The organism is Luteibacter sp. Sphag1AF, from assembly GCF_014192715.1.
Classification (GTDB): Bacteria; Pseudomonadota; Gammaproteobacteria; order Xanthomonadales; family Rhodanobacteraceae; genus Luteibacter.
In genome coordinates, this window is record NZ_JACHYH010000001.1 from 1,299,765 (window position 1) to 1,323,549 (window position 23,785).

The 23,785-nt window shown below is 61.3% G+C and carries 17 protein-coding genes; 8 read left to right on the forward strand and 9 right to left on the reverse strand.

Annotation, left to right across the window (positions count from 1 at the left end; translation table 11 throughout):
- The first annotated feature begins 173 nt into the window (after nucleotides 1–173).
- Both FHW69_RS05900 and FHW69_RS05905 read left to right on the forward strand, forming a co-directional pair.
- Entirely contained in the window at nucleotides 174–1,238 is a 1,065-nt protein-coding gene (locus tag FHW69_RS05900; RefSeq protein WP_183422048.1) for an alginate lyase family protein, read from the forward strand.
- 51 nt (nucleotides 1,239–1,289) lie between these two features.
- Nucleotides 1,290–1,589: a hypothetical protein gene (locus FHW69_RS05905; RefSeq protein WP_183422049.1), complete on the forward strand. Its 300-nt coding sequence runs from the start codon at nucleotides 1,290–1,292 to the stop codon at nucleotides 1,587–1,589.
- Here the strand turns inward: FHW69_RS05905 and FHW69_RS05910 are convergent.
- Genes FHW69_RS05910 through FHW69_RS05925 form a run of 4 tightly spaced genes read right to left on the reverse strand, consistent with a single transcriptional unit; the run spans nucleotide 1,586 to nucleotide 3,759 of the window.
- Complete coding sequence (locus FHW69_RS05910; RefSeq protein WP_183422050.1) at nucleotides 1,586–2,140, reverse strand: GNAT family N-acetyltransferase; 555 nt, start codon at nucleotides 2,138–2,140, stop codon at nucleotides 1,586–1,588. The genes FHW69_RS05905 and FHW69_RS05910 overlap by 4 nt on opposite strands.
- The gene (locus tag FHW69_RS05915) at nucleotides 2,140–2,670 is read right to left on the reverse strand and encodes a tail fiber protein (protein WP_183422051.1); all 531 of its coding nucleotides are present in this window, start codon (nucleotides 2,668–2,670) and stop codon (nucleotides 2,140–2,142) included. Before FHW69_RS05915 ends, FHW69_RS05910 begins: the two co-directional genes overlap by 1 nt.
- 45 nt (nucleotides 2,671–2,715) lie before the next feature.
- On the reverse strand, nucleotides 2,716–3,249 hold the full coding sequence (locus FHW69_RS05920) for a tail fiber protein (protein WP_183422052.1): 534 nt from the start codon (nucleotides 3,247–3,249) through the stop codon (nucleotides 2,716–2,718).
- A gap of 18 nt (nucleotides 3,250–3,267) precedes the next feature.
- Nucleotides 3,268–3,759: a tail fiber protein gene (locus tag FHW69_RS05925; protein WP_183422053.1), complete on the reverse strand. Its 492-nt coding sequence runs from the start codon at nucleotides 3,757–3,759 to the stop codon at nucleotides 3,268–3,270.
- Between the two features lie 351 nt (nucleotides 3,760–4,110).
- Here FHW69_RS05925 and FHW69_RS05930 point away from each other — a divergent pair, with 351 nt between their 5' ends.
- The 3 genes from FHW69_RS05930 to FHW69_RS05940 all read left to right on the forward strand — a co-directional run bounded on the left by FHW69_RS05930 (nucleotide 4,111) and on the right by FHW69_RS05940 (nucleotide 12,819).
- On the forward strand, nucleotides 4,111–8,754 hold the full coding sequence (locus tag FHW69_RS05930; protein WP_255494530.1) for a putative Ig domain-containing protein: 4,644 nt from the start codon (nucleotides 4,111–4,113) through the stop codon (nucleotides 8,752–8,754).
- A gap of 343 nt (nucleotides 8,755–9,097) precedes the next feature.
- Nucleotides 9,098–10,924: a hypothetical protein gene (locus FHW69_RS05935; protein ID WP_183422055.1), complete on the forward strand. Its 1,827-nt coding sequence runs from the start codon at nucleotides 9,098–9,100 to the stop codon at nucleotides 10,922–10,924.
- Nucleotides 10,925–10,998: 74 nt separating this feature from the next.
- On the forward strand, nucleotides 10,999–12,819 hold the full coding sequence (locus FHW69_RS05940; protein ID WP_183422056.1) for a hypothetical protein: 1,821 nt from the start codon (nucleotides 10,999–11,001) through the stop codon (nucleotides 12,817–12,819).
- 66 nt (nucleotides 12,820–12,885) lie between these two features.
- Here the strand turns inward: FHW69_RS05940 and FHW69_RS05945 are convergent, their stop codons facing one another.
- The 3 genes from FHW69_RS05945 to FHW69_RS05955 form a co-directional block, all read right to left on the reverse strand.
- Nucleotides 12,886–14,100 (reverse strand): FtsX-like permease family protein, encoded by a 1,215-nt coding sequence (locus FHW69_RS05945; protein WP_183422057.1) that lies wholly within the window; start codon nucleotides 14,098–14,100, stop codon nucleotides 12,886–12,888.
- Between the two features lie 14 nt (nucleotides 14,101–14,114).
- Nucleotides 14,115–15,434: an ABC transporter permease gene (locus FHW69_RS05950; protein WP_183422058.1), complete on the reverse strand. Its 1,320-nt coding sequence runs from the start codon at nucleotides 15,432–15,434 to the stop codon at nucleotides 14,115–14,117.
- Between the two features lie 239 nt (nucleotides 15,435–15,673).
- A complete protein-coding gene (locus tag FHW69_RS05955) occupies nucleotides 15,674–16,759 on the reverse strand; it encodes a PA0069 family radical SAM protein (RefSeq protein WP_183422059.1) in 1,086 nt (361 codons plus the stop codon).
- Between the two features lie 130 nt (nucleotides 16,760–16,889).
- On the opposite strand from FHW69_RS05955, the gene FHW69_RS05960 reads away from it, so the two are divergent.
- Complete coding sequence (locus FHW69_RS05960) at nucleotides 16,890–17,810, forward strand: bestrophin family protein (RefSeq protein ID WP_183422060.1); 921 nt, start codon at nucleotides 16,890–16,892, stop codon at nucleotides 17,808–17,810.
- 3 nt (nucleotides 17,811–17,813) lie between these two features.
- On the opposite strand, the gene FHW69_RS05965 is transcribed toward FHW69_RS05960, so the two are convergent.
- The gene (locus FHW69_RS05965; RefSeq protein WP_183422061.1) at nucleotides 17,814–19,478 is read right to left on the reverse strand and encodes an MFS transporter; all 1,665 of its coding nucleotides are present in this window, start codon (nucleotides 19,476–19,478) and stop codon (nucleotides 17,814–17,816) included.
- Nucleotides 19,479–19,492: 14 nt separating this feature from the next.
- Nucleotides 19,493–20,932 carry a hypothetical protein gene (locus FHW69_RS05970; RefSeq protein WP_255494532.1) on the reverse strand — a complete coding sequence of 480 codons (1,440 nt, stop codon included), beginning with the start codon at nucleotides 20,930–20,932 and terminating at the stop codon, nucleotides 19,493–19,495.
- Between the two features lie 180 nt (nucleotides 20,933–21,112).
- On the opposite strand from FHW69_RS05970, the gene acs reads away from it, so the two are divergent.
- Together acs and FHW69_RS05980 are read left to right on the forward strand one after the other, a co-directional pair.
- The gene (acs, locus tag FHW69_RS05975) at nucleotides 21,113–23,053 is read left to right on the forward strand and encodes an acetate--CoA ligase (RefSeq protein WP_183422062.1); all 1,941 of its coding nucleotides are present in this window, start codon (nucleotides 21,113–21,115) and stop codon (nucleotides 23,051–23,053) included.
- Between the two features lie 59 nt (nucleotides 23,054–23,112).
- A complete protein-coding gene (locus FHW69_RS05980; protein WP_183422063.1) occupies nucleotides 23,113–23,784 on the forward strand; it encodes a response regulator transcription factor in 672 nt (223 codons plus the stop codon).
- Nucleotide 23,785 lies beyond the last annotated feature (1 nt).

The window sequence follows — 23,785 nt, forward strand, 5'->3', positions numbered from 1 at the left end:
CATGCGGCATGACGTGGCCAGGCGGTTGTCCGCGGACAAAGCCAGCGCGGACAGGGCGGACACCGCCGTTGTCAACGCAGACGATTCCGTGGCGATTTCTTTCGACACCATGCCTGGCTTACGTTATGCCGTTTCCCCGCTATCCTGAAGCACTGCGTCTCAAGGTGCTTCTCATGTCCCGTGTTTCGATGCTTGCCACTGCGTTGCTGGCCATGTTCGTTCCATGGGTAAGCCATGCGGCCAGCGCGATGTCTGTGCCGTTTTCACCCACGTCGCCGCGTGCCGGCTCCTCTGACATCACCTGCCCGTCCGCTGGCACGCCCGTCATCGAGCTGACCGTCACGTCGCGATACGGTTCGGATGGTCCGCAACGCGACACGGAAGATGCCGCCGCCGAGGCAGAGCAGGATGCGCAGATGGCGCCCGTTCGGGCATACGCGCGCAACGTCGTGGCAGCCGCGAATCGTTATACGCGTCGCGGTCACCTCGCCGATGCTGATTGCGCACTGGCACTGCTGCATGCATGGGCCGGAGCCAACGCGCTCACTCACCCCACGAACGCCAATGCGGAATTTGAGCGCGGCAGCACACTGGCCGCGCTGGGACTGGCATGGTTGCAAATTGCGCCAGCCGTCAAAGACGACCCTCGTGCCTCGGTCGTCCTTTCGTGGATGCACGGACTTGCCAGCGCGAGTGCGCAGTACTTCGACAGCACATCGGGTTTACGCGGATCGCGCAACAATCATCTGTACTGGGCCACGCTCGGCACCGCCAGCGTCGCGGTGGCAACAGGCGACCAGGCATTGCTCGACGGCACAGCACGTGTGTATCGCGACGCTGTCTGTGGCGCTACGCCGGAAGGCGCGCTGCCACTTGAAGTGGGGCGTGGCAAGAAGGCGCTGAGTTATCACCTGTTTGCGCTGGATGCACTGGTGCCCTTGGCGGCCATTCTGCAAGCCAACCATGTGGATGCCATCCACGCCTGCGACGGCGCGTTGCAGCGCGTGGTGAATTTCTCGCTGACGTCCATCCATGACCCGTCGACCATGGCGAAGCTTGCCGGCAAGCCTCAGGAAGCGTTTCCGGGCGGCGCGCCGAATAATGGCCGGCTCGCCTTCATCGAGCTGTATCACCGATGGTTTCCCGGACGCGCCCCCGGGGAAAGCGATCTGCTCGCGCGGCGCCCGTTCGTCTCCACCAACATGGGTGGGGACCAGACACTTTTGTATTCAAGATGACCGCCCGGCATGCGACACTTCCGCCCTCGACAAGCGCTAGTGGGGGGCGGCATGCAGTTTCTGAGTTTGAGTGATTTCGCGAACCTGTTGAATCAAACGTTCACGGTAAACATGGATCACGATGGCAATACGCCATTCGTTCTGGTGGAAGCCCGTCCGCTGGAGGGCGCAGCGCGCCTGCGCGACGCCGTTCGCGACCCATTTTCGCTGCTTTTCCGCAACGAGGCTGCCATCGTTTTCCCGCAGAAAACCTACGCGATGAAACACGCCGCATTGGGCGAGTTCGGCATCTTCATCGTGCCCATCGCCCGCGACCGCACCGGCTTCATTTACCAGGCGATATTCAACTAATCCGCGCGGCCCGGTGCCCAGCGCATCAGTAAATGATGCCCATTGACCGCGCCGGCCGAAAAACCGCACGCCTCGTATAAGCGCCGTGCGGCGGTGTTGTTGATCTCCACGTACAGCGTGACGGCGGGCGGCCCGAAAGGCCCCACCATCGACTGAAGCCATGCGATCAGCGCGTGGCCCACACCGTGCCCGCGTGCCTCGACCTGTATGGCAATGTCGATCAGGTGTATTGCCTGTGTACCGACATCGACGTAGATGCGCCCAATATCCTGGCCGTGCTGATGCACGACCAGGAAATGAGCGTTTGGAAACTTCATCACGTAGTGCTTGTGTTGCAGGGCGAACTGCATGTCCACGAAGGGCTGGCGAGCCTCCACCGGCCATCCGGCGGCCTCCAGCTCAGGCGCGCGCACCTGGCCGTACAGTCGCCGAAGAAATGGCAGATCAGCCGACGACGCCTGCCTGAGCGACAGGCCGAACTGCCCGAGCGCCGCACCGATCCATGGATCGGGCGACGCCACGGGGAAGCTGAGTTCGCCCGATGCCAGCATCAGGGACGCTGCGGGTAATCGCCATACAGGCAGATGCAGAAGTTCACTGCCAGATAGGGCTGCTGGTTGTTGTGCGACTGGTTGCCACCGACGATACCGGGGACGCCATTCGCGAACGGCGTACTGACCAACTGCGCTGAAAACGGCACGAACGTGCCCGGAGCGGTGAGGGAATCGTTGTTGGCGGGCGTGGCGTGTTTGTTAGCCGCAGTGCGCTGGTTATAGATATTGATCGGATGGGTGTGAGCTGGCATCTCGCTGGAAAGCAGCGTGTGGGTCGCTTCACCTGCCTGCTCACCCACAGCCCACGGCGACAGGCCCGGGCCCTGACCCTGACCGCACGCTGCGTTGTTCTGGAAATTGGGTAGACCGAAAGTCGAGGTGCCATTGCCACCGAACTGCGTACCCAGCAGAGAAAAAAGAGCCGTGTTTTGCTGGACTGTCATGATTTGGCCCGCACAAAACGCCCAGTTCACAGGCGCAAAGTTGAAGCCGAAGATCTGAATTTCACCGGTATATGGATCGCTCATGCGACGTTCCCCTGGAATGCGTGAATGAATGGTTGGCGAAGCGGATCAGGGACGCGACGGATAAACGCCTTCAAAGCAGATACAGAAGCGCGTGGCCAGGGTCGGCATGACGTTGTTGTGCGGCAGGCTTTGGCCAGAGATGGACAGCGAGCTCGAATTGAGCGCCGTGGGGGTCAGCCCGTTGAGCACCTGGGTGTAAAGCAGGTCGCCACTGACCACACCAGGTATGTTGGTCGCGCTCGGCGACTTATCCGTAGCCGCTGCGGTGCTGGCCTGAAACGTGTGCGAGTGAGCAGGAAGCTGGGCCTGGGTCAGCGTCACCGATTCCGTACCGCCGATCTCACCGAGCGTACGCGGGCTGACGCCCGTAGCATCGGAACCGTTGTGCAGGGGAACGCGACCGCGAAGGTCCGGCAACGCGAACGTATGTACACCATCGCCACCCCAGGTCGTACCCAGCAGGGTATACAGAGTCTGGTAGTCGCTGATCGAAAGCAGCGCACCGTCGCAGTCGAGCCAGCCGATCGGCGCAAAGTTGTACGGAAAGAGGCGAATTTCGCCTATGAAAAGTGAGCTCATGATTGTCTCCGGGCGGCGTCAGCTACGCGAGGGATAGATGCCCTGGAGGGCAATGCAGAAGTTGAGCACGCTGTACGGCTGCATGTTCGGATGCGGCAGGCTGCTACCCGCATTGCCGATGGCGGCGATGGAAACGGGGTTGCCTTTCGCATACATCGGCACAGACGTCGTGGCGAAGTAAGCTTTGTCCGGGCTGCGGGCATCGGCCGTTGCCGTGGTGGCGGTGGCGGTATGCACGTGAGCCGGAATTTGCTGGACGGTCAGTGTCACCGTCTCCGTACCGCCGGGGGTACCCAGGGGCAGCTGTTGGCTAAAGCCCACCGGGGTACGACCGCGCAGGTCGGGAAGTTGGAAGTTTGTCGTTCCATTGCCGCCGTAATACGTACCGACCAATGAAAAAAGAGCCTGATTCTGCGTAATCGGCAAAAGCATGCCGTTACAGGCAGCAAAGTTTCTGGGCACGAAGTTCAATGCTGTGAGTGTGATCTGTCCAACAAATGGATCAGCCATGGATTCCCCCTTGGATTCGCCGACAGATCGATACGGTCTATCGTGCTTATCTACTCTGGCGTACTCCCGGTTGCTTGACAAGCAACCGGGAGGATCGAAAATGCGTGACGTGCCGCACGCTTTGAATGACGTCGGCATGACAGGGGACGGGGCTCGCACCGCAATCATGGGTAGCTCGTTCCATCCAGGGTAACTACGGAACGAGTGACCTGCCGGGGCATCGGCGGGCCATGGGGGAAGGGAAAAATGCGACATACGTCTTCGGCGCATCGCTCAGCGATGCGCTTTTCATGCTCTGTGATCCGGCGCTTTGCAGCGCGGACGGCACTGACACTTCTGGCCCTGCTGGCGATGCCAGCCACCGCCCTGGCGGTCTGCCCTGACTTCCATGTGCCGGATGCGAACACCACTCCCTCCACCTCGCCCATGGCTAATGGCGGCAAAATCGTCATTGATGCCACGGCCTGCGACAACGGTTTTGGCCTGGGTCTCGTCATCACCAACCCCGCGCATGGTTACGTGAGCATCGACCCGTTCGCTGACACGGTGACGTACACGCACTCCGGCGACAACGCCACGAGCGACCAGTTCGTCTTCTCCGACGACCATGGCGCTCACATCAACGTGTTCGTGTCCATCGCGCCAGCCGCTTCGCCCATCGTCGTTTCCCCGGCGTCGGCTCCGGCCGTTCAGGTGGGAACCCCCGTCAATGTGGCGCTGGGCGCAACGGGCGGTACCGATCCCTACACGTTCACCCTGACGTCGGGAACGCTACCCGATGGTCTGTCGTTCACCGGCACCGCCATCACCGGCATCCCGACGAAACAGGGCACGTTCACGTCGACCTTCACGGTCACTGATGGCGCCACCCCTGCGCTGACGACGACGAAAACATACAGCTTCACCGTTCCGAACCCGACCATCACGCTCACCACGTTGCCCAATCCGGCCATCAACATTCCGTACAGCGAGCAGGTCTCGGCGTCGGGTAGCCTGGGTCCGTATACCTTCACGCTCGACTCCGGTTCATTGCCCACCGGCCTGACGCTCAATGCCAACGGCACGGTCAGCGGCACGACCACGGCAGCCGTGGGCCAGCAGTTCACGTTCTCGATCAAGGCCACGGACAGCACGACGAGCCACTATTTCGGCGCACAGAGCTTCACGCTGACCGTGCAGGCCGCGCCTCCGATCTCGGTCACGCCGACGACGATCACCACTCCGCAGGTGGGCGCTTCCTACACCCAGACGCTTGGGGCATCCGGTGGCACGGGGCCGTACGCGTTCGCCGTCATCAGTGGCTCGCTTCCCGCCGGCCTGACGCTTACGGGCAACACCATCTCCGGCACACCGACATCCACGGCACCGGCCAACTTCACCATTCGTGCCACGGATGCGCTGAGCAACACCGGCAGCCGGGCCTACTCGGTCACGCCGAATCAGCCGATCATCAACATCGCTCCGGCGACACTCCCCAATGGCACCAAGGACGTGGCCTACAGCCAGGGAACGACGGCGTCGGGCGGCACTGCGCCGTATACCTATTCCATCGACTCCGGAACGGTTCCGACCGGCCTGTCTCTGAATCCAGCCAGCGGCCTGCTTTCCGGCACGCCTACTCAGGCCGGCACGTTCTCGTTCAATGTGGCTGTTACGGACAGCACGACGGGCACGGGTCCCTTCAGCGCCTCGCGGTCTTACACGGTCGTCATCGACCCGGGTGCTCCCGTCATCACGACCAGTTCGCTGGGCGATGCGCAGGTGGGTGTTGCCTACAACGGCGCCGTTGCCGCTACCGGCGGCACGGCACCGCTCACTTTCTCGGCCACTGCCCTGCCCCCCGGCCTCAGCATTGCGGCCAATGGACAGATCACGGGTACGCCGACGGCAGGCGGGACCTTCAATCCGTCCTTTACGGTTACCGATAGCGCTTCGCTGACGGGTAACACGACGCTGCAACTCAGGGTCAATGCGCCTGCCCTCAACATCACCCCGGTCACGCTTCCGAATGGCACGCGTTATGCCGCGTATGACCAGACGCTGATCGCGTCTGGTGCCACCGCGCCGTACTCGTTCCAGTTAAGTGGTGGAACGCTGCCGACCGGCATCACGCTCGATTCCAGCGGCCGGCTGCACGGCTCGACCACCCAGCACGGAAGTTTCCCGATCACCGTCACGGTCACGGATTCGTCCACCGGTTCGGGGCCGTACTCGATGACCCGCGCTTATACGCTGGACATTGACGACGTGGTCATCGCGATCACCCCCGCCACGCTTGTGCCGGCAACCGCAGGCAACGCCTATCCGCCGGTCACGTTCGCCTCGTCAGGTGGCGTGCAACCGTACACGTACATCCTCAGCGGCGCGTTGCCGCCAGGCATGTCGTTCACCGGGAGCGGCACGCTTTCGGGCACGCCCACGGCCACGGGTACCTACAACTTCACCGTCACGTCGACGGATGCCGGCAGTTCGCAGGGCTCGGTGAGCTACACCTTCGTCGTGAACCATTCCACGATGACGTTCGATACGTCGCCGGTTCCGGCTGGTGCCGCGGGCCAGGCGTACAGCCATACCTTCCCGGTCTCCGGTGGCGTGGCGCCTTACCATTTCGCGATCTCGTCGGGTGCGCTTCCCTCGGGCGTGACACTCAACCTGACGACGGGCGTTCTTTCCGGTACGCCTACCATGTCGGGCACGTTCCCGTTCAGCATCACCGTCACCGATTCGGACTCCACCAGCCCGAACCAGTCCACCGGCAACTTCACCCTCGCGGTGGCCGGGCCCAACATTGTGGTGACACCCGCCACGCTGCCCAGCCTGGTGGTTGGTTCGCCGGTATCCGAACAGTTGAACGCCTCCGGCGGTATCGGCGCGTCCACCTATTCGGTGAGTTCCGGCGCCACTCCGGCTGGCATCACGGTCAGCAGCAGCGGCCTGATTTCGGGTACGCCCACCACTGCGGGCCCCTATGCCTTCACCGTGACGGCCAAGGACAGCCTCAACTTCACGGGAACGGTGGCGTACTCGGGCACGGTTGCGTTCGCGCCGCCGGTGGCGGTGGCGGATACCGCAACCACCCAGGCCAATGTGGCGGTCACCATCCCGGTGACCACTAATGACACCGGCTCGATCACCAGCGTCACCGTGGTCCAGGCACCGGGCCATGGCACCGTCTCGGTCAGCGGCCTCAATGCGATCTACACACCGGCCACGAACTTCTTCGGCACCGACACGTTCAACTACACGGCCACCGGTCCGGGCGGCACGTCTACCGCCGCTTCCGTCACGGTGACCGTGACGCCCGCTGCCGTACCGGTGGCTCAGCCGAAGACTGTCACCCTCCTTGCCGGCAAGTCGGCCACGATCGCAGCCACCGATGGTGCGACGGGCGGCCCGTTCACTGCGGTGACCTTGTCCTCGGCCCCGAGCTCCGGCTCAGCGGTGGTCAGTGGCCAGAACATCGTCTATACCGCAGCCACTGATGCATCGGGCCCGGTGACCTTCAGCTATACGCTGAGCAATCCGTTCGGTGTGTCGCAGCCCGCCGCGGTCACCGTCACGGTGAACCCGCTGCCCGTTGCTCCGCCGCTGAATGCGAGCGCGCAGGCAGGTACCTCGGTGCAGGTTGACCTCACCGCGTCCGCGCACGGTGGTCCGTTCACGGCCGCCAGCGTGGTCTCGGTCTCGCCGGCCAATGCGGGTACGGCTACGGTGCAGGCCAGTGCCACCGGCTACACGCTGAACTTTGCAGCCGCGTCCACGTTCAGTGGCCTTGCGCAGGTGACCTATACGCTGAGCAACGCGTATGCCACCTCGGCGCCGGGCACGGTGTCGATCTCGGTGATCTCACGCCCTGATCCGACCAAGGACGCCGAAGTGATGGGTATCCTGGAGGCTCAGGCTGACGGCACGCGCCGCATGGCTCAGGGTCAGATCAGCAACTTCCAGCGTCGCCTGGAAAGCCTGCACGACGGCGCCGCCATGGGCGTGTTCAACAACGGCATCAGCTTCAGCTCGGCGGGCGCACGTGATACCCGCGATCCGATGCTGGCCCTGAAGAACGACAAGGAAGACAACAACCGCCGCTACCTGGTGCAACCGGACGACACCTCGCTGGCCCGCGCAAAGAGCGGCACCGCAGCCGATGGTTCGCTGCCCGGTGACCTGTCCATCTGGACCGGCGGTGCGGTGAACTTCGGTCGCAGCACGCCGGGTACGTCCGCAAACGGCACGGACTTCACCACCTCGGGTCTCTCGGTAGGCGCCGACAAGCGTCTGAGCAACGAGTTCACGGTGGGTGGTGGCGTCGGCTACGGTCACGACAATACCGACGTGGGCCGCAACGGCAGCCGCAGCAAGATCGACAGCTACAACGTCGCTCTTTACAGCAGCTACCACCCGAACGGCTCGATGTATGCCGATGCGCTGATCGGTTACCAGTGGCTGCAGCTTGATGCCCGCCGCTACGTGACCGAAACCGGTGGCCGCGTGCAGGGCAGCCGCGATGGCAAGCAGTGGTTCGGATCGTTTGCCCTGGGCTACGAGCACCGCGCCGATGACATGCTGGTGTCGCCGTACGGGCGCCTGGACATCGCTCACGCCACGCTGGACCCGTACACCGAACACGGTGACAACCTGTATGCGCTGTCTTACGACGGCCAGACGGTGAAGACCACCACGGGAAGCCTGGGCGTGCGTCTTGAGTGGGCTGCCAAGCGCGACTACGGCATCTGGTTGCCGAGGCTGCGTGCCGAGTACCAGCACGACTTCCAGGGCTCCAGCGATGCCACGATGCGCTATGCCGATCTGCTGAGCGGCCCGGTGTATCGCGCCAGCCTGCTGGACCAGTCGCACAACCACATGCTGCTGGGTGCCGGCATCCAGTTGCAGATGTTGCGCGGCTGGCTGATCCGCTTCGAATATCAGAACCTGCTCGACAACACCACGCGCGACAACCAGTCGGTCACGTTCGGTCTGGAGAAGACGTTCCAGTAAGTCGAAAGACTCGCACTACCACGAAAGGCGCACGGAGCAATCCGTGCGCCTTTTTTTATACCCGTATGTGTGGAAGTGATTTGCTCGCGACAGGATGCTTGCCGGTAGGCGTCAGAGCTGCGCTTCGCACGGACTGCTTGCAGACTCACCCTTGCAACGAGCCTGCTGTCCTTGGCGGACAGGCTCCTCGTCAGAATGCGTTTACGAAGACTGTCGATCTTCGCCCCGCATTAAGCAATGGATTCATACAGACATCCCGCGTGGGAAAGAGCGTCATACACCGCTGGCCGGAGCCCGTCCGATCAGCAGCGAACAGTCGCCTTCTCCCACACGGAATTCCGATATGGATATCGCAAAACCTTCTCGCCCGGCACGCTGCAACCAGCGCATCCCGATCTTCCTCGCGGCCCTTTCGCTTGTCTTCGCAAGCCCGCTGGCCCTGGCACAGACGAGCGATGCCGGCTCCGGCAGCCTGGCCATTACGGGCAGCAAGATCATTTACGTGGACAAGGTCTACGACAACTCAAAAAAATCGGACGACATCAAGACGTTCGTGTTTTCGTTCAACCGGCAGGATGACCGGGTTTTTTCGTTCGAACTCAACGATCACCTGATCGCCAAGTTCAACCGGGGCAAAGCCGCCATCATCCGGCGCAACGCCGGAACCAACGTCGCAGGCCAGATGCTCTACGAGGCTCGGCTATCCGAACATGCCACACAGGCGGCCATCGCCTTTGAGGTGATGCCCGATGACGTGAACGCCATCCAGCTGATCGAAACCGACGAGCAGCACAACTATGTAAACGCAAGTCCGATCTACACGGTAGCCACCGCCGCACAAGGGCACGACACGCCAGGCAACCTGCCAAACATTGTGGCCATCGACAACGATGCCGACCGTGGCACGTTGCAGGTTCATCGCGTGTCGTTCGATACCCGTGCAAATGTTCATCTTCGCAACACGCGGTCGCTACATGCCTATCAGCTGGAATGTCTGGTTCCGCTTCTTGCCATTGCCAACAAGCTTCTGAACACACCGTGCAATCTCATCAAGGAAGTGCTGACGCCGGTCCACGGCTATAACGAAAACATCAGTGGCACGAATACGCCGAAGCCAGCGTTCGACGGAAAGGAGCTCGAATGGCGGCTGACGGATCTCACGCTGACGCACGGAAGAGATCCTTACGTGGGATACGCGGCGAGCGAGTCATGCCATGTACCACTACGCGCCGTGTTCTCGACCCGAAAAAAGCGCGCACCGGACAACGACTGCGTCTTCGAGGTATTCGACGTCCTCACGCCGTACCTGATTCTCATGGACTACGACTTTGACAGGGAGACATTCGGCCAGGTCGTGCAAACCATTCTTGCGACCCGCTCAACTGGCCTGGACGTACAGAACCCCGATGTCGAAACCGAGTTGATCGACGCGGTCTTTGCCGCACAGGCCCGAGCCAGCGCTGGCCAGGGTCGTGCCGCAAGTGAACTGGCCGAGGAACTCCGCACGGCATCAACTCTTCACGCATCTACCCTGACGTTTCAGGAGGTGGTTCCCAGCGCCCCGGCGGGGGTGTCTCACGCATTGGGTACCTATGAACTTCAACTGGGCGCCTATACGCAGGCACAGTTTCGCGCGCAGTACCCGGAAGTGATGCCGCGAACCTGGAACGGTCAGCGTTGGGTGCATGCGAATGACTTCTTCACAACCGAGGTGGTGAGAAACCCGTCGCGCGATCAAATCACGATGGTGCAGAACACACTCCGTGACTGGTATCCCGCCATCCAGCTGGACAGGGGCCTGACGGGTGAGAATTCGCTGCTTCTATCGGGATCACGCATTGCGCACGCCATGGAAAATGATCTGGACACTCCGGACGAGAACGATGTGATTGTGATCGTTCGCTACCAGGGACGCATTGTGAACCTGTTGCAGGGCGGCATCGCGAACGGTTCTCCGTACTCGCATCTTTACTACGCGGTCTCTGCACCCACCAGCCTGCGAGTGCCTTATACGACCGAAGCGATTCGTGGCGGCGGCCAGCGGGCTCTTCAACAGTTCATTGACCACTCTCTGGGTTACGGCGCCCGCGTGATCACCACAAATGCCGCGACGCATGTATCGGCTGAGGTGAAATTCCGCTTCGGGTTCAGGCACGAAGACGAGCTTTAGCGATTATCGCCATCGAAACCATGACGGTTCCGATGGTGTTTCCATGCAATCACATCATTCGGAACGAGAGGGATATGGACATCATCACAACAAGACCTACGGCTTCACGACGCCGCCTGTCCGCCCTTCTGGCAGGCGCATGCGTTGCTGTCGCTTCGTTTGCGGCATACGCGAAAACGCACCAGGCACTTGATGGCCTTCACGAGATCAAGGCGACAGAAACCGTGTTTATCGACCGTCTTTACGACAATTCAAAGAAGTCGGACGATATAAAAACATTCGCTTTGTCGTTTCCCCGGCAGGACGAGCGCGTATTCACATTCGATCTCAACGATCACCTCGTTGCAACGTTCGACCACGGCCAGGCGACCATACGGCGGCGCGCCGCGAATCCTGCCTCCGAGGGAGACGTACTCTTCACCGAGACATGGGGCAATCGCGTCGCTCACGTATCTGTCGCATTTGAAGTCACGTCAAACAACATAGACTCCATCCAGCTGGTCGGCACCGATGGCGACCACAACTACGTGACGTCCAGTCCCATCTACACCGCCACCTCCGGCGATGCCACCGGCGCCTCCCCCGGAGATCTTCCCAATATTCTCAGCATCGACAATCGTGCTGATCTTGGCACGCTGCGTATCGGGCAGGTGTCGTTCGCGATGCGGAAGAATGAGGTACTTCGCGGGAAGCGTTCCATCCACGGCTATCAGCTGGAGTGTCTTTTCCCCTTGATGGCCATTGCAAACAAGCTGTTGAACACACCGTGCGACCTCATCAAGAACGTACTTACGCATGTGGCCGGAGACGAGGGAAGTCGCGCTGGCACCGGGAAAGGGATCTCCATGCCAGAAGCCAAAGAGCTTGAATGGTCGCTGGCAAATCTGACCCTGACCCACGGCAGAGATCCGTACGCCGGGCACGCTGCCAGCGTCTCGTGCAATGTGCCTCTCGGCAATGTGTTCTCAAATCGAAAGAAGCGGTCGGCAGGAGATGATTGCGTCTTCATGGTCCTTGACGTGCTGACGCCGTATCTGATCCTGATGGATTACGACTTCAATCCGACCGTGTTCAATCGTGTGATACGGAATATTCTGCGCAGCGGTTTCACGGGAATCGTGGGTGGAACCGATCAGGTTCATAACGAGTTGATCAACGCGGTAAGGTCCGCTCAGCAGCAGGCCAACGAAGCCGGCGGTCGTGCCATGCATGCTCTTGAGCAGGATCTGCGCACGGCATCGTCTCTGTATTCAGCATCAGTGACCTTCTCAGACGTAGTGCTGCCGGCACCGAATCCTGCCAACGCCATCGGCGAATACGAAATGCAGCTTTCTGGCATGTCGGTGGACAGCTTTCGCGAAGCCTATCCGGAGGTTCGCCCCCGAACATGGTCCAATGACCACTGGGAACCGACGGACGATGCGTTCACTGTAGAGGTGATGCGGGATCTCCAGACGGATCAGATCGCCGATATACAGAGTCAGCTTCTGAGCTGGTTTCCGGTGCAGCAGGACGTTGTTCCGCGAACGGCGGATAATAATGACTGGCTCAATGGCGAGGGCATCAGTCGAAACTTTTATCTCGACCTGAACGATCGGAGGAATACCCACGTCGTCGTTGCTGTGCGTCACCGTGGAAGAATCGTTTCGCTACTTCTGGCAAATGTTTACCAGAACGCACTACGTGCAGAAGTCGAGTTCAGTGTGTCGGCCCCTGCCAGCCTGCTTCGTCCCTACTCAGCCCAGGCCATTCGCGGCGCCGGGCAACGTGCTTTGCAGGCGTTCATCGAATACGCGCTGTCGCAGAATATCCGGGTGATCGGCGCGACGGCTGCAACAACCACGTCCGCGCGAGTGAAGCAGAGGCTTGGCTTCCGCTCTACCGACGAACTGTAAACGAACTTCCGCGAATAGCGACTCATCATCACCACCGGAAGCTTGCGCTCCCGGTGGTGATGGCGATCATACGGATCGTGTTGCAACCACGGGCGGCACGGCTGCTGCGCGAATGGCCGGGCCAAGGACAGCGAGCTGGCCAAGTATCCACTGCACACACGCACCTGCCACCAGGTACGCCACCGGCAGGCGCGGTAGTTCGTAGTAGCGCATCAGCACATCATTGAGCACATACGCAGCCGCCACGCCCAGCACGACACCAAAGGTCACGATCAGCAGATTTTCGAGCTGGAAGTAGCGGAGGATGTCTCCACGTGTTGCACCGATAGCGCGGCGAATACCGATCTGCTTGCGGCGTCGGTCGACCCAGAAGCTCGCCAGCCCAACGATACCCAGTGCGGTCACCAATAGCAGCGACACGATCACGCCGACAAGAATGCGAGCCATCGCGCGATCACTTCGAAAGTAGTCGTGGCGGAAATCCGCGATGGTTTTCGTGTTGTCCCGATCAAGCACGGCTTCAGGAACAATGGTTGCTATCGCATTGCTGGCGTCGCGCAACACGCGCGAGATATCGGCAGGATCGGCACGAAGGAGATAGGTTCCCGAGAATGCCGTCCCCGGCTGTGCGGGCGTGAACACGGACCAGTCCACGCTTTCCGGTCCCCGGCCGCCCGGCTGTGCGGTAGCCAGATGCTCGACCACTCCGGTGACCCGGAAGTGAAACTTGTCGACCCAGAATTCTTTGCCAAGCGGGTTGGCGCCTGGCCAGAAATGTTGTGCAAGGGTTCCGGTCACCAGAACGTTGGCGTTCGCCGGCACGAAGCTGTCGATCGGGCCGTAGTCGTCCGGCTTTGGCGCCTCGCCCGCGATCAGCTTCAGCCCCAGCGCCTCCCATGTGCCGGGGCCGGATACGTAGAAGTCCACCACGCCACCGTTACGCTTCTCTTCGCGATCAAGTGTGACACCGGCCACCCCCGCTTGCCTCGCAAACGGCGCGGCATTGATGGCACTCACTGACTTCATGCCCGGGATGGACTGTAGCCCTGCGATAACGCGCGCATTGATATCTTTCGCCTGGGTCTCGTCGTACCCGGTGATGCTTAGTAGCGCCAACGATGATTCGTTGATACCACTGCTCAGTTCCATGGCATGCCAGCGATTGGCGATCAGAAAACATGCGTTGCACAACACGGCGCAGGCCAGAGCGATCTGGAGTGCAATCAGCGTGGTGGCCAGGCGGTGATGACGCAGAGCCGAGAGAATGGGTTTGATCTGCATGTCGTCGCGTCCCGTCACAACGTCTTCAAATGCATGGCCGGAGCCACACCGCCCGCGCGCACCGCAGGTATGGCGCCGGCCAGGAGACTCACCACAACGGCAAGAACAAAGGTCACCACGAACATCGAAACATCCAGATGCGCGAGGTCCGCATAGGCAACCGGCTGCTGCCGCACCCACCACAGACCAAGCAACGTCAGCACCCAGCCGCCCAGGCCGCCCAGCAGTCCGATCATTCCCGCCTCGACCAGACACTGCGCAATCACGGCTCGCCGTGTTGCGCCAAGCGCCCGACGCACGGTGATCTCGCCGCTGCGCCGCAGGAATTTCGCGAGAAGCAGTCCCACGGTGTTGAACAGGCAGATGGTGAGAAAGGCAAAGGCGAGCCATGTTTGCAGACGCACATCGCTCGGCACAATGCGGTTGTACTCCATCCACTCCGGCATGCTGAACATGCGCGTCAACGTGCTGTTGAAGCGTCCGATCGTCTTCTGTTGTTGCGCGTAGTCGGCCACAAACTGGCGATAGGCGCTCACCTTCGCCGGATCATTGATCTGTACCCACAGCGTCACCCACTCGCATGGCGAGTTAACCAGATGACCCGGCGTGTCGGGCACACGCCAGCAGGTGTACTGCTGGAAGTGGCCGTCGTTGATCTCCAGGCCGCTGGTAAGTGGAGTCATCACCTCGTGCGGTTTGCTGTAGAAGTCCGCTGTATCTCCATGAGCGAAGCTTCCGCCGCGTACCATGTAGAACAGCGGCGATGGCCGCCAGGGAGCCAGAACGCCCACGATGCGCACGTCGGTGTCACGCAGGCGAATCGTCCGGCCCACACTGTTCGCACCCGCGAAGAGCTTACCGTTCAGATCGGCGGAAATAACCACCACGCGCGCGTGCTTTGTGTCGTCGTCCTCGCTCCACGCACCGCCATATTGAAACGGCACATTGAACATGGAGAAGAAGTCCGTCGTCGTGGACAGCATGCTCTTCATCATGGGAGGAAGCGTGGTTTCCGGTGCCCGCACCTTCAGTTCGCTGTCGACGATCAGTGTTTGCCTGTCGGCGCGATGCGCACTCCACAGATCCATCGCCGAACGGTAGTCCATGACGTCGGGAGGATTGACCCGATTGGGATACGTGATATCCGGGTTCACCTGCGGATAAAAAATCTGCGCGCTGCGGCCCGGCAGCGGATCGCGTGACAGCAGATGCATGACCGTAAGCGTGGTCATGCTGGTACCGATACCAACCGAGATGGCCAGCACCATCAAGGTCGTAAGTACCTTGTTGCGCTTCAGACTGCGCAGCGCGAGCTCCAGGTAATAACCAAACATGCCATCGGGCTCCTTGTATGAACGCAGGCGCCGCCGCTCGCCCGTTCATATCGAGCAGAAACCGACATCCCCCATGCAAGGCGTTGGCAAGCTCCGTGCCATCGCCCGGTAGTCCACGGGACTGTTCTGTTTCAATAACTTAGAGGGAACGACACGCGCATGTGTCCGCAAGATCCGTGTCCGCGGACAAGGTATATCGTCCGCGGACAGGGCACCTCAGCAGCGCGCTGTCCGGCTATTCAGAACAATTCGCCTTGCGGCGAAGCCACCCGTGGCGGCACGAACATCGAGGTGTCCAGCACCGTTTCGCGTGCGCGGTTCAATCCGAAACGGCGCGATGCGATTTCGAAGCGGTTCTTCAGCAGGTCGGCAAAGACGCCCTGCCCGCGCATGCGCGTGGCAAAGTTGGAATCGTAGTCGCGCCCGCCGTTCATTTGCTGCACCAGACTCATCACGTGCGATGCCTTGTCGGGCACATGGACGTCCAGCCATTCACGGAACAGGCCCTTGAGCTCATGCGGAAGACGCAGGACGGTATAACCCGCCGAACGGGCGCCAGCCTGCGCGGCTTGTTCAAGGATGGCTTCGATGTCGCGCTCGTTGAGCGCCGGAATGATGGGCGCCACCAGTACGCCCACCGGGATGCCATGGTCGGCAAGGTTCTGAATGGCCTGGATGCGACGGTGTGGTGCACTGGCCCGGGGTTCAAGGCGCGCCGCCAGGCGGTTGTCCAGCGAGTTGATCGAAACGAATACCTGAACCTGATTGCGTGCAGCCATGGGCTCCAGCAGATCAAGGTCGCGCTCCACCAGCGCATTCTTGGTCACGATGGTGCACGGATGCCCGGTATCGTGCAGCAACTGGAGCGCCGCACGGGTCAGGCGCCAGTGCTTCTCCACCGGCTGGTAAGGATCGGTGTTGCTGCCGATGTTGATCGGCTTGCACACATAAGACGGCTTGGTCAGCTCGCCCAGCAGCACCTCGGCCAGATTCGTCTTGGCGTAGATCTTGGTTTCGAAGTCGAGACCGGGCGAGAGGTTGAGGTACGCGTGCGATGGACGGGCGAAGCAATACACGCACCCGTGCTCGCATCCCCGGTAAGGGTTAAGTGCCTGATCGAAATGGATGTCCGGCGAATCGTTGCGGCTGATGACGCTTCGCGCCCGTTCTTCCCGCACGCTGGTTTCGACGCGAACGGGTTCGGCTGGCTCGCGCAGCCAGCCGTCGTCTTCAGCCTGGTGGCGAATGCGCTCGAAGCGGCCTTCCGGATTGGAGGCGGCGCCGCGGCCCTTGATGACGCGCGTGGTGGGGAGTGGCTCGGACATGGCTCGAGCATAATCCGGCTGCGTCTCAAGTCCTGCGAACGGCGCCACGGCTTGCCTACCGACGTTGACCGGCCAGGTTCGATGAATCGCCGGGGCGTAGAATGTCCACATCGTTAGCCGCGAGCCCGCCATGATCGCCCGTACCCGCACGCCGTCCGTTGCCTCCCTGCTTTTCGCGCTGAAGGGGTCAATCATCCCTGTGATCTGGCCGCGCGTGCTCTACACCATCCTGTTTTCCCTGCTGGTGGTGGTGCTCAATGGCTACGCGTTTTCCCTGCACATCGGCCTCAGTGCAGCGCCGCTCACGCTGATGGGCCTTACGCTGGCCATCTTCCTGGGTTTCCGCAACACGGTGGCATATCAACGCTGGTGGGATGCACGCACGCTCTGGGGCGAACTGATCATCGTGACGCGAAACCTCACGCGGCAGACGCTTGGCTTCCTGGCAGATCAGGACGAGCCAACGCGGCGCCAGCTCGTCTATCGACTGATCGCATTCACCCACGCCCTTCGCCATCACCTGCGTGGATCGGACCCCACCGATGACCTTTCACGCTGGCTCAGCGCGGACGAAGCGGCAGACGCGCTGGCGACACCCAACCGGCCGAACACGGTGCTGGGTCAGCTGGGCCGCGCATACACGGGAACCGCGAAACAGACGGCAGTGGACCCGATACTGCTGGCTTCCATCGACGCACAGATCAGCCGATTGTCGTATGTGCTTGGCGGCTGCGAGCGCATCCAGGGCACGCCGATTCCCTACGCGTACATTCTGCTGCTGCACCGGACAGTGCACATCTACTGTTTTCTGCTGCCGTTCTGCCTGGTCGGAACGATGGGCTGGACCACGCCCCTGGTGGTGGGTGTGCTGGCTTACACGTTCTTTGGACTGGATGCGCTGGGCGATCAGATCGAAGATCCCTTCGACCTGATGCCCAACGATCTTCCCCTGGATGCCATGAGCCGCAACGTGGAGATCAACCTGCTCTCGCTGCTGGGAGATACCGATCTTCCGGCACCCATCCAGCCGCGTGATTTCGTGCTTCCCTGAGGCTCAGTGGTCGATAGCCACGTCCTTGGTTTCGCGCACGAAGAGAAGGCCGATCACGAAGGTCATCAGGGCAACGCCGATGGGATACCAGAGGCCGTAGTAGATGTCGCCTTTCCAGGCGACCAGCATGAATCCGATGGTGGGCACGAACCCGCCGAACCATCCGTTTCCGATGTGATACGGCAGGCTCATCGAGGTGTAACGGATGCGGGTGGGGAACATTTCCACCAGCCAGGCCGCAATAGGGCCGTAGACCATCGTGACGTAGATCACCAGGATGGCCAGCAGGATCACCAGCATCGGGTAGTTGGATTTCGACGGGTCTGCTTTCTCCGGATAGCCCGCGGTGGTCAGCTGAGCATTCACCTTGTCGGTGAACTGCTTGTTCGTTGCCGTGAAGGTTGCCTTGTCGAGCGAGCCACCTTCAAAGGATTCGATCACCTCGTCGCCAATGGTCACGGTGGCGATGCTGCCGGCAGGTGCATCAACATTGGAATACGGGATGCCCTTTTTGGCCAGCAGGCTCTTGGCCACGTCGCACGAGCTGGTGAAGGTCTTCTTGCCCACCGGATCGAACTGGAAGCTGCATGCGTTCGGGTCAGCGGTGACTTTGACCGGCGCCGCAGCCGCGGCCGCTTCAATGGCGGGATTGCCGTAATGCGTCAGTCCCTTGAAGATCGGGAAATACGTCGCCGCTGCCAGGAGGCAACCGGCAAGTACCACGGTCTTGCGGCCAATGCGGTCAGAAAGCCAGCCAAAGAAAACGAAGAAGGGCGTGCCGATCAGCAAGGCCACCGCAATGAGCAGATTGGCTGTGGTGCCATCCACCTTCAGGCTCTGGGTCAGGAAGTACAACGAGTAAAACTGCCCCGTATACCAGACCACCGCCTGCCCGGCCGTCGCACCAAACAGCGCAAGGATCACCAGCTTCAGGTTCTTCCACTGACCAAATGCTTCAGTCAGCGGCGCCTTGGAGCCCTTGCCCTCCGCCTTCATCTGCTGGAACACCGGCGACTCGTGCAACTGCATGCGGATATACACCGAGACGCCGACCAGTACGGCAGAAATCAGGAACGGAATGCGCCATCCCCACGCCTGAAAGGCCTCATCACCCAGTCCAAGACGCGACCCCAGAATCACCAATAGCGAAAGGAACAGCCCAAAGGTCGCGGTGATCTGAATGAAGCTTGTGTACAGGCCGCGTTTGCCGGCAGGCGCGTGTTCGGCCACATAAGTGGCTGCACCGCCATATTCGCCACCAAGCGCCAGCCCCTGGAGCAAGCGCAGAAGAATCAGAAGCACGGGCGCTGCCATGCCTATGGTGTTGTAACCGGGAAGCACGCCCACCAGGAACGTGGAGGTGCCCATGATCACAATGGTGACCAGGAAGGTGTACTTGCGGCCGATCAGGTCGCCCACGCGCCCGAAGACGATGGCACCAAACGGGCGCACGGCAAAACCCGCGGCGAACGCCAGCAGCGCGAAGATGAACTGGCTGGTTTCATTGAGGCCGGTAAAAAACTGCTTGCCGATCAGTGCGGCAAGCGAGCCGTAAAGATAGAAGTCATACCATTCGAAGACGGTACCGAGGCTGGACGCGAAGATCACGCGCTTGTGGCTGGAGCCAATGGGCTTCGCGCCTGGCAAACTGCTGACGGTCGTGGACATGCGTTTCCCCTCGCTCAGAACTTGTAGTTGCCGTTGAGGGTAAATTCGTTACCCGACGTCTTCGAACGGTTGATGCCGTTGGTGGTGGAAGTAAGGTTGGCGTGGATCCATTCCACGCTGAAGTCGTAGGCGCCGGCCGAGTACTGCAGACTCAACGCCGCCTGGCGGTTCTTCAGGAGCCCGGTGGAGCCACGGTTCAACCAGCGCACCACGTCGTCCGAATCGGGCTTGCTCTGCGAATAGAAGGCGTAAGCGCTCCAGTTCGGCGTGAACTTGTAACCCGCCTGCAGGTATCCGCCCTTGTCCTTGATGTCGCCGAACTGCGAAAGGTCGCCAAACAACTGACCAATGGCGGTGCCGGTGTACACCAGGCCCTTGAATACCCACTGGCCGGGCGACCACATGCCGCCCACTTCGTATGCCGTGCTCTTGATGTTGCTTTCGATCGGCGTCACGGTTTCGCCGTCTACACCGTGCAGGTCCACCTTGCTGTAGTGCGCGGCGGCGAACACCATCCAGGTCTTGTCGCGAACACCCAGCCGCGCTTCGATCTGCGGCTTGAAGCCAGCGTTGCCCGCAGTGAGATAATTGGTGGTCAGACCCGGACCATTCCATGAGCCTTCAAATGCACCGAGGTCCAGACGCCATTTCGGGCCGTCGCTGCCATGGTTGAGGTCCTGCATCCACACCACACCCGGGAAGCGCCAGCCGATGATGCCGGTGCCGTAACCCAGCGGGAATGCCACGTGCGACAGTGACGTCGGAGTCGTTTCCAGGGGGAACAGAAGATCCCACTGCTGGCCAATGCGAACGGTGCTTCCGGTCTCCGCGTTGGTCAGGTCCATATAGGCCTGCCGCAGGCGATTGATGGGCTGCTGCTGCGCGTAGGCACCAGTCCCATTGAAGCCGCCGAAGAAGTCCATTTCGATACGGCCGCCGCCGGTCCAGTCGCCGGCGAACTTTGCGCCGCTGAAATCCAGCCAGAAACGCGTGTTGCGCACATCCACGCCACTCAGCGAATTGTTGACGGCGCCTGTGTTGCCCGGGATCGGGTACTGCGCGTTCTGGCCGTTGCCGTAGGTGTAGTTTTTGCTCTGGCTGAAGGCCGTGGCATTGATGAAGCCATGCAGTGCCACCGATACGCCCGGCGAACTGCTGAAAACAGGCTTGCTTGAGGAGGCTGGCGTGGCCGCCACCGTGTCGACACGCGTCTGGGTCTGCTGGGCCTGCGTCTGCGCCGCCTGAGCCGTGGCTGTGGCCTGGGCGGTGGCGGCTTTCTGTTCCTGGATCATCGCCTTCAATTCAGCGAGCTGCTGTTCCAGCTGATTGACGCGTGTTTCCAGTTGCGCTTCGCGGGTGCTGGTGGATTGTGCGTGGGCCGCCAGTGGCAGCATCAAGGCACAGGCGATACTCAAGGCGATAGCCTTCCGGCCGCCGACTGCGTTCGTCTTCATCATGGTCTCCCCAACCATTGGCGAGCCGAGCATGACCACGCGGGCCCGCCCAGACCATTCGCCAAAGGTCGAACCTCGACCAAAGTCGTAGCCTTGCACACCCTCCGCGCGACGCGGCAACGCTACACTGCCGTATTGCCGCCTCAACACATCCCAGCATCAGAGTTCGCAGGAGCCCGCATGTCCGAGAAACACCCGGTCGATCCCGCCTTCGCCGCCCAGGCGCGTATCCGCAAAGACGACTACCAGCGCATGTATGCGCAGTCGGTGAGTGATCCGGATGGTTTCTGGAAGGAGATGGCCCAGCGGGTGGACTGGATCAAGGCGCCCACCCGGATCAAGGATGTGTCGTTCGCACCGGACGACCTGCACATCCGCTGGTTTGAAGACGGCGTGCTCAACGTGTCGGCGAACTGCCTGGACCGTCACCTCGCCGAGCGGGGCGACAAGACGGCCATCATCTTCGAGGGCGACGACCCGGGTGAATCACGCAGCATTTCCTATAAGGAACTGCACGCCGAGGTCTGCCAGTTCGCCAACACGCTGCGCAACCTGGGTGTCTGCAAGGGCGACCGCGTTGTCGTGTACCTGCCGATGATTCCGGAGGCCGCCGTCGCCATGTTGGCGTGCGCCCGCATCGGCGCCATTCACTCGGTGGTATTTGGCGGCTTCTCTCCTGACTCGCTGGCCGGCCGCATTGCTGACTCCGGGGCCAAGCTCATCATCACCGCCGATGAAGGGTGCCGGGGTGGCAAGCGGATTCCGCTGAAGGCCAACGTGGATGAATCACTTACACGCCCGCGCACCAACAGCGTGGAAACGGTGGTGGTCGTGCGCCGTACCGGTGGCGCCATCGGCATGCAGCAGCCGCGCGATCGCTGGTATCACACCCTGATGGAAGGCCAGTCCACCGATTGTCCGCCGGAACCGATGAACGCGGAGGACCCGCTGTTTACGCTGTACACATCGGGCTCAACAGGTCAGCCCAAGGGCGTGCTGCATACCAGTGGCGGCTATCTGGTTTATACCAGCCTGACGCATGAGCTGATTTTCGACTTGCGCGAAGACGACGTGTACTGGTGCACCGCCGATGTGGGCTGGATCACCGGCCACAGCTACGTGGTGTATGGCCCGCTGGCCAACGGCGCGACGGTAGTGATGTTCGACGGCGTGCCGAACTATCCGGATTTCAGCCGGTTCTGGCAGGTGGTGGACAAGCACAGGGTCACGCTTTTCTATACGGCACCTACGGCCATCCGCGCCCTCATGCGCGAAGGCGACGAGCCGGTGAAAAAGACCTCCCGCGCGTCGCTTCGCCTGCTGGGCACAGTGGGCGAGCCGATCAATCCGGAGGCCTGGAACTGGTATTGGCGTGTGGTCGGCGGCGAGCGTTGCCCCATCGTGGATACGTGGTGGCAGACCGAGACCGGCGGCATACTCATCTCGCCGCTGCCGGGCGCCATCGACACCAAGCCGGGCTCAGCCACGCTGCCGTTCTTCGGCATCAAGCCGGCCATTGTAGATACGGAGGGGAAGGTGCAGGACGGCGCGTGCAGCGGCAATCTGATCATCACCGATTCCTGGCCGGCGCAGATGCGAACGGTATATGGCGATCACCAGCGCTTCATCGACACGTACTTCAAGACCTACCCGGGCAGCTACTTCACCGGAGACGGCGCACGGCGGGATGAAGACGGCTACTACTGGATCACCGGTCGCGTGGATGACGTCATCAATGTGTCAGGTCATCGCATCGGCACCGCCGAAGTGGAAAGCGCTCTGGTGGCACATCCGAAAGTCGCCGAGGCGGCTGTGGTCGGCTGCGCGCACGACATCAAGGGTCAGGGCATCTATGCGTTCGTGACACTTACTGCCGGCGTGGTGGGTGACGAGGCGTTGCTGAAGGAACTGATCGCCGGTGTGCGCAAGGAGATTGGTCCCATTGCCGCACCCGATCACCTTCAGTGGGCACCGGGACTTCCCAAGACGCGCTCGGGAAAGATCATGCGCCGCATCCTGCGCAAGATCGCCGAGAACCAGCCGGATCAGCTTGGCGACATCTCCACGTTGTCCGACCCGTCGGTGGTCAGGAATCTGGTCGATGAGCGACTGATCAAGTAAACGATTGAAACCTCGATCCGTCTGCATTTTCTTTACGTGGTAACGACGAAACTCAAGCCATGCCCGACGTACTGATTGCCGACGACCATCCGCTTTTCCGCGATGCACTGCAACGCGCAGTGCTCGCGGCATTGCCAGGTGCTACCGTGCACACGGCAGACAGTGTGAATGCGCTGCTTGCCCTGGTGGAGGCGCAACCAGACGCTGATCTGTTGCTGATGGATTTGCATATGCCCGGAGCGCGCGGCTATTCCGCGCTTGCTCACATCCGAGGCCAGTATCCGGGTTTGCCGACGATTGTGGTGTCGGGCCATGAAGAGGCGCAGGTGGCGCGACGCGCCCTGGCGCACGGCGCGTCTGCCTATATTCCGAAGTCCGCCGCAGTCGACGACATCGTGCAGGCCGTGCGTGCAGTGCTGGATGGTGATGTCTGGCTGCCGCATCAGCTACTCGGCGGCAACATTGAACTGGTGGCCGACGAAGCGAACGTTGCCGCGCGCGTGGCTTCTCTCACGCCCCAGCAGTTCCGCGTGTTGAACATGATCGCGGAAGGCTTGCTCAACAAACAGATCGCCTACGATCTCGGTGTATCCGAAGCCACGGTCAAGGCACACATGACCGCGATCATGCGAAAGCTCGGCGTATCCAATCGCACGCAGGTCGCGCTGGCTGCCAGCCATCTGGATGTGGAGAAGGAAGCGCTGCCAGGCATGACGCTGCCGCCCGGCTGAA